Source organism: Burkholderia sp. BCC1972, from assembly GCF_905339605.1.
Lineage (GTDB): Bacteria > Pseudomonadota > Gammaproteobacteria > Burkholderiales > Burkholderiaceae > Burkholderia.
Genome location: NZ_CAJPGH010000027.1, coordinates 106,360 through 112,510 on the forward strand (window position 1 = coordinate 106,360; position 6,151 = coordinate 112,510).

At 67.4% G+C, this 6,151-nt stretch carries 7 protein-coding genes and 1 pseudogene; 5 read left to right on the forward strand and 3 right to left on the reverse strand.

Annotated elements, in window-relative coordinates:
* Positions 1 to 45: 45 nt before the first annotated feature.
* Positions 46 to 549, forward strand: a complete 504-nt coding sequence (locus U5798_RS29975; RefSeq protein WP_322084078.1) for a DUF4189 domain-containing protein — start codon at positions 46 to 48, stop codon at positions 547 to 549.
* Between the two features lie 21 nt (positions 550 to 570).
* Complete coding sequence (locus tag U5798_RS29980; RefSeq protein WP_260434975.1) at positions 571 to 705, forward strand: hypothetical protein; 135 nt, start codon at positions 571 to 573, stop codon at positions 703 to 705.
* A gap of 45 nt (positions 706 to 750) precedes the next feature.
* Here U5798_RS29980 and U5798_RS29985 read toward each other — a convergent pair whose 3' ends face one another.
* A complete protein-coding gene (locus tag U5798_RS29985; protein ID WP_124455821.1) occupies positions 751 to 1,407 on the reverse strand; it encodes a TetR/AcrR family transcriptional regulator in 657 nt (218 codons plus the stop codon).
* 88 nt (positions 1,408 to 1,495) lie between these two features.
* Here U5798_RS29985 and U5798_RS29990 point away from each other — a divergent pair, with 88 nt between their 5' ends.
* Genes U5798_RS29990 through U5798_RS30000 form a run of 3 tightly spaced genes read left to right on the forward strand, consistent with a single transcriptional unit; the run spans position 1,496 to position 4,978 of the window.
* Positions 1,496 to 2,398: an SDR family NAD(P)-dependent oxidoreductase gene (locus U5798_RS29990; RefSeq protein WP_322084079.1), complete on the forward strand. Its 903-nt coding sequence runs from the start codon at positions 1,496 to 1,498 to the stop codon at positions 2,396 to 2,398.
* A complete protein-coding gene (locus U5798_RS29995) occupies positions 2,395 to 3,987 on the forward strand; it encodes a flavin-containing monooxygenase (protein ID WP_124455819.1) in 1,593 nt (530 codons plus the stop codon). The genes U5798_RS29990 and U5798_RS29995 overlap by 4 nt, the downstream gene beginning before the upstream one ends.
* Positions 3,988 to 3,994: 7 nt before the next feature.
* Entirely contained in the window at positions 3,995 to 4,978 is a 984-nt protein-coding gene (locus tag U5798_RS30000; protein ID WP_322084080.1) for an alpha/beta hydrolase, read from the forward strand.
* 58 nt (positions 4,979 to 5,036) lie between these two features.
* Here the strand turns inward: U5798_RS30000 and U5798_RS30005 are convergent, their stop codons facing one another.
* Together U5798_RS30005 and U5798_RS30010 are read right to left on the reverse strand one after the other, a co-directional pair.
* Positions 5,037 to 5,435, reverse strand: a complete 399-nt coding sequence (locus U5798_RS30005; protein WP_059521626.1) for a carboxymuconolactone decarboxylase family protein — start codon at positions 5,433 to 5,435, stop codon at positions 5,037 to 5,039.
* Between the two features lie 139 nt (positions 5,436 to 5,574).
* Positions 5,575 to 6,151, reverse strand: a pseudogene (locus tag U5798_RS30010) (highly repetitive protein); the annotation flags it as partial.

The window sequence follows — 6,151 nt, forward strand, 5'->3', positions numbered from 1 at the left end:
CCCCTCACCGACACGTCCCGGTGACTTCTTGAGGTCGATACTCCGATGAAAAGCAAACTCGCCTTGGCTTTCATGGTCACTGCATTCTCATTCTGTACTCACGCCTATGCAGAGGGCGGCTGTCCTCCTGGCACGGTTCCACAAGGTGGGCAAGAAACGACCTCTTGCCGCCCTATCCCTGGTTATGGCCAGCCGGGGAATCAGGCCATACCGGGCGCACCGCTCAACGTCACTTATATCGAGCGTTGGGGCGCGGTCGCGTTGGACGCCCAGGAAACCCACAACATTGGCGCGTCGCATGACAAAGCAAGCCGATCCGAGGCGGAGCAGATCGCCATGAAAAATTGTCTCGACCTGGGCTCCAGGAAGTGCGAATTGGTCTCCGCTTACTCCAACAGGTGCGTGGCGGTAGCGAAGGCCGATACTCACTATAGCGTTGCAACTAGCCTGACTCGGCCAGAGGCGGAGAAATCCGTGATAGGCCTGTGTGAAGACGCGTCGTGCAAAGTTGTTTTTAGCAGTTGCAGCTTGGCGAAACGTATTCAGTGAGGTCGAAGCATGGACAGATCCTTGATGATGACGCTGGGCATCATGATGTCTCTTTCCATCGGATGTAGCGCTGCCACGCCGCTCGACGATCGGCAGAACATCGAGACGCAGGCGTTGCCCCCCTTCATGGCTCGATGCGCGTGCAAATATGCCTGAGTCGTTTCGACGGATTCATGCCCGAGCCACAGTTTCCGGCGCCAGCTACCTGCCCGTTCCCAACGTCCCCAGCAACACCTTCCTGCAACTGGAGATCATCTGCGCCTCCGGATCGCGATATTCGGTCAGCAGCCACGCCGCGCCGACGTTCGTCATCGCGCCGACGAGCGCTAGCCCGATCAGCCGCTGCTCGGTGCGCTCCGCGGGCGTCGCCGCTTCATGCGGCGCGCCGATCGCCATGATCAGCTTGCCGAAATCGATCAGCATGCGCTGGTACGTCATGTCGGTATCCGCGCTCACGCCCATCACCTCGAGCAGCAGCACGCGCGCCGCGCACGGGTCGCGCAGGAATGCGAAGAACGCGGCGAGCCCCGCGTCGACGCTCTCGCGCAGATCGCCGCCGCGCGCGGCGACCGCCTGCGCGACCGCGTCATGCAGTTGCTGCGCGTGGTGCAGGTAGGTGCAGCGCAGCAAATCCTCGGTGCTGTCGAACGCCGCGTAGAAATAGCGATCGTTCAGCTTCGCTTCCTGGCAGATCGACCGCACGGTCGCCTTGCGAAAACCCACCGTGCCGAACACGCGCGTCGCCGCGCGGATCAGCGCGTCGCGCCGCTCGGCAGCCCGTACCTCGGGCGCCACGCCGCCATACGACCGGCCCCTTTTTTCCGTTTCGAGTGCTTTCTCCATTCCGCTATTTGACATCAGGACACCCGAAAACTAAAGTGGTGACGACAAACACCACAATAGGCGCGCCGCCGGTGCAGCGCAAGCGGAACGGGAGGAACGACGGATGAAGGGGTTTTCCGGGAAGGTCGCCGCGATCACGGGCGCCGGTTCGGGCATGGGCCGCAGCCTCGCGGTCGAGCTCGCGCGGCGCGGCTGCGAGGTCGCGCTCGCCGACGTCAACGAAACCGGGCTCGCCGGCACGGCGGCCGCGTGCGCGCAGCACGGCGTGCACGTGAGCACGCGGCGACTCGACGTCGCCGACCGCGACGCGGTGTTCGCATGGGCCGATTTCGTGCGCGCCGAGCACGGCAAGGTCAACCTGATCTTCAACAACGCAGGCGTGTCGCTGGCCGCCAGCGCCGAGACCGCGCGCCTCGCCGATCTCGAATGGATCGTCGGCATCAACTTCTGGGGCGTCGTGCACGGCACGCAGGCGTTCCTGCCGCACCTGCGCGCGTCGGGCGACGGTCACATCGTCAACACGTCGAGCCTGTTCGGCCTCATCGCGATGCCGACGCAAAGCGCATACAACGCCACCAAGTTCGCGGTGCGCGGCTTCACCGAGGCGCTGCGGATGGAACTCGAACTCGACGGCGCGCCGGTGAGCGCGACCTGCGTGCATCCGGGCGGCGTCGCGACCGGCATCGTCGACGCGGGCCGCGTCGACACCAGCATCCACGCGCTGACGGGCCAGGACGAAGCAACCCACCGCCGCCAGGCGAACCGGCTGATCAACGCGACGACGGCCGACGACGCCGCGCGGCAAATCCTCGCGGGCGTCGAGCGCAATGCGCGCCGCGTGCTCGTCGGCGCCGACGCGCGCCGGCTCGACCGGATCGCGCGCCTGCTCGGCGCCGGCTACCAGTGGCTGATGCTGCGCCACGTGCGCCGCGCCCGCGCACGCAACCTCGACCGCGCGCACACCCCGGCCGCGCGCCCGACCACGCCCGCCAAGGAACCCGCATGACCTCGACGACGACCGACCGGCGCGATGCGCCGCCCGCCCCCGCCGCCCGCCGCGACAGCGGCGATAATCGCGACAATCGCGACCTCGACGTGCTGATCGTCGGCGCCGGCCTGTCCGGCATCGGCGCCGCGTATCACCTGAAGCAGCGCTGCCCGCATGCGAGCGTGGCGATCGTCGAAGCGCGCGACGCGATCGGCGGCACCTGGGACCTGTTCCGCTATCCGGGCGTCCGTTCGGATTCCGACATGTTCACGCTCGGCTACAGCTTCCGCCCGTGGCACAGCGACAAGGCGATCTCCGACGGCCAGACGATTCTCGACTACATCCGAGACACCGCGCGCGCGCATGGCATCGACAAGACGATCCGCTACGGGCAGAAGGTCGTCGCGGCCGACTGGGATTCGAACCGCGCACGCTGGACGGTACGCATCGAGCGCACGCAGGACGGCGCGACCGACACGCTCGTCTACACCTGCCGCTTCCTGTTCATGTGCAGCGGCTACTACGACTACGATGCCGGCTACCGGCCCGACTGGCCCGGCATGGAGACGTTCGAAGGCAAGCTCGTGCATCCGCAGCACTGGCCGAAGGACCTGTCGTACGCGAACCGGCGCGTCGTCGTGATCGGCAGCGGCGCGACGGCCGTCACGCTCGTGCCGTCGATGGCGGCCGATGCGCAGCACGTGACGATGCTGCAGCGCTCGCCGACCTACATCGTGTCGCTGCCCGCGCGCGACAAGATCGCGAATGCATTGCGCCGCGTGCTGCCGTCGCGGCTCGCGCACCGGCTCGTGCGCGTGAAGAACGTACTGCTGACGATCTACCTGTACAACGTGTCGCGCCGCAAGCCCGACCAGACGAAGAAGTTCATCATCCGCGCGGCCAGCAAGCAGCTCGGCCCCGACTTCGACGTCGCGAAGCACCTGACGCCGCGCTACATGCCGTGGGACCAGCGCGTGTGCCTCGTGCCGAACGGCGACCTGTTCAAGTCGATCCGCGCGGGCCGCGCGTCGATCGTCACCGACGAGATCGAGCGCTTCACGCCGACCGGACTCAAGCTGAAGAGCGGCCAGCAGCTCGACGCGGACGTGATCGTCACCGCGACCGGGCTGAAGGTGAAGATGCTCGGCGGTGCGCGCGTCACGGTCGACGGCCGCGTGGTCGACCTGCCGGAGACCGTGTCGTACAAGGGGATGATGTACAGCGACGTGCCGAACCTCGCGTCGTCGTTCGGCTACACGAACGCGTCGTGGACGCTGAAGGCCGAGCTGATCGCGCGCTACGTGTGCCGGCTGCTCAACCACATGCGCGCGAACGACTACGACACGTGCGTGCCGCGGCTCGGTGCCGGCGAACTCGGCGACGTGCCGGCCGTCAACCTGAGCTCGGGCTACATCCAGCGCGCGGCCGGCATCCTGCCGAAACAAGGCCGTCACAAGCCGTGGAAATTCCACCAGAACTACGTGCGCGATCTCGCCTCGCTGAAATTCAGCGCGCTCGCCGATTCGGCGATGCATTTCGAACGCCGCGCGAAAGCCGGCCCGGCCACCACCACGCAGGTCGCCGAACCCGCACTCGAAACCCGTTGAGGCCGACATGACCCCCGTGCTCCATCTGATCCAGAACGTACTGCTCGGCGTCGTCGCGGTACTCGCCGCGCTCGCGCTGTTCACCGCTTACGTGGCCCGGCGCGTGACGCGCGCGTTTCCGCCCGAAGGCCGCTTCGTCGACATCGGCGGCGACCGCATCCATTACGTCGAATACGGCAACGGCCCGCCGATCGTGTTCGTTCACGGGCTCGCGGGGAATTGGCGCAACTTCGCGTACCTGCCGCTCACGCGGCTCGCGCAGCAGCATCGCGTGATCCTCATCGACCGGCCGGGCGCAGGCCGCTCGCTGCGCGGCGCGAGCTCGCAGGCGAACGTGTACGCGCAGGCCCGCACGGTCGCCGCGTTCATCGACGCGCTGCACCTCGACAAGCCCGTGCTGGTCGGCCATTCGCTCGGCGGCGCGATCGCGCTGGCGGTCGGGCTCAACCATGCGGACCGCGTGAGCCGGCTCGCGCTGATCGCGCCGCTGTCGCACGAGCAAACCGAGCCGCCCGCACCGTTCCGGCCGCTGATGCTGCCGTCGCCGCTCGTGCGCCGCTTCGTGTCGTGGACCTTCGCGATCCCGCTCACGATCCTGACCGGCCGCAAGGCCGTGCGCCAGGTGTTCGCGCCGGAAGATGTGCCGCGCGACTTCCCGGTCAAGGGCGGCGGCCTGCTCGGGATGCGCCCGCACGTGTTCTACGCGACGGCGACGGACCTGCTGTCGGCACCCGCCGACCTGCCCGCGATGGAGCGCCGCTACGCGGATCTCGCGCTGCCGGTCGACGTGCTGTACGGCCGCGCCGATCCGATCCTGAACTGGCGCGAGCACGGCGACGCGCTCGCGAAGAAGTCGGCGCGCGTGCGGCTGAAGGTCGTCGAGGGCGGCCACATGCTGCCGGTCACGATTCCCGATGCGACGGCCGACTGGCTGCTCGAGGTCGCCGCAGCACCGGCCGAGGAAGCCGCGCCGACGGTACGCATCGCGTAAGCCGCGACCGCACGGCAACGCCTGATTCCGTGCCCGGCAACCAACGCCGCGGGCGGAATCAGGCTTCGTCGTCGGGCACCGACAGCCCGAGATCCGAGATCACCTCGCGCGCGCTGCGGAATGCCTCGACGGCAGCCGGCGCGCCTGCATAGAGCGCGCTGTGCAGCAGCACCTCGCGGATCTCGACGAGGCTCGCGCCGTTGTTGAGCGCGCCGCGAATGTGGCCCTTCAGTTCCGTGCTGCGGCCGAGCGCCGCCAGCATCGCGCACGTACACAGGCTGCGCGTCTTCAGGTCGATCCCGCCCCGCTGCCACGTGCTGCCCCACGCGTGTTCGTTCAGCCAGTTCTGCAACGGACGCGAAAATCCGTCGAGGTCGCGCATCGCGCGCTCGACGAATGCCTCGCCCATCACGTCGATCCGCCGCGCCTTGCCGTATTCCCTGTCCTGTTCGCTCATGTCCGTGTCCTGGTTGAAGTCGTGGCCGCTTCGGCTTCGCCGGCAGCGGGCGTTGTCCGGTCATGTTCCCGGGCCCCGCGCGTTTCGTCAAAGACGCGGCCCTCGGTTCGCGGCCGCCCGTGTCCCGCTATGTCGGACGCTACGTAACATCGCGCCACGCGTTACGTCGGCTGACGGGAACATTGCGACGGACCGGCCCGCGCACCGTACGTGCCCGTCGCGGGAAACCGCCATTACTCCGTTTAAATCGCGTCGATATTCCCGATTTCCGCAACAAAGCGCGACACCGTTTCGCGAAACCTTTCGTGGCGCGGAATTTGCAGAGGAGGCTTGGACACACTTCCAATGTCGAGGCCAACATGCACAAATTCTTCAAGAAGACGACGGTAACGATGGCCGTCTCGTCACTGCTCGCGCTGTACGGCTGCGGCTCGGTCGATGGACCGACGACGCCGCCGACGATCAAGCCGAGCACGTCCGGGACGGGCGGCAGTTCGGGGACTTCGGGGACTTCCGGTAGTTCGGGGACGTCGGGTAGTTCGGGCAGCTCGGGGACTTCCGGCACGTCGGGGACTACTTCGGGTACCTCTGGTACGTCGGGGACTTCCGGCACCTCGGGCACCTCCGGTACGTCGGGCACTTCCGGTACCTCTGGCACCTCCGGTACGTCGGGTACTTCCGGTACCACGGCGACGAAGCGAACGAGTATCCCGTCG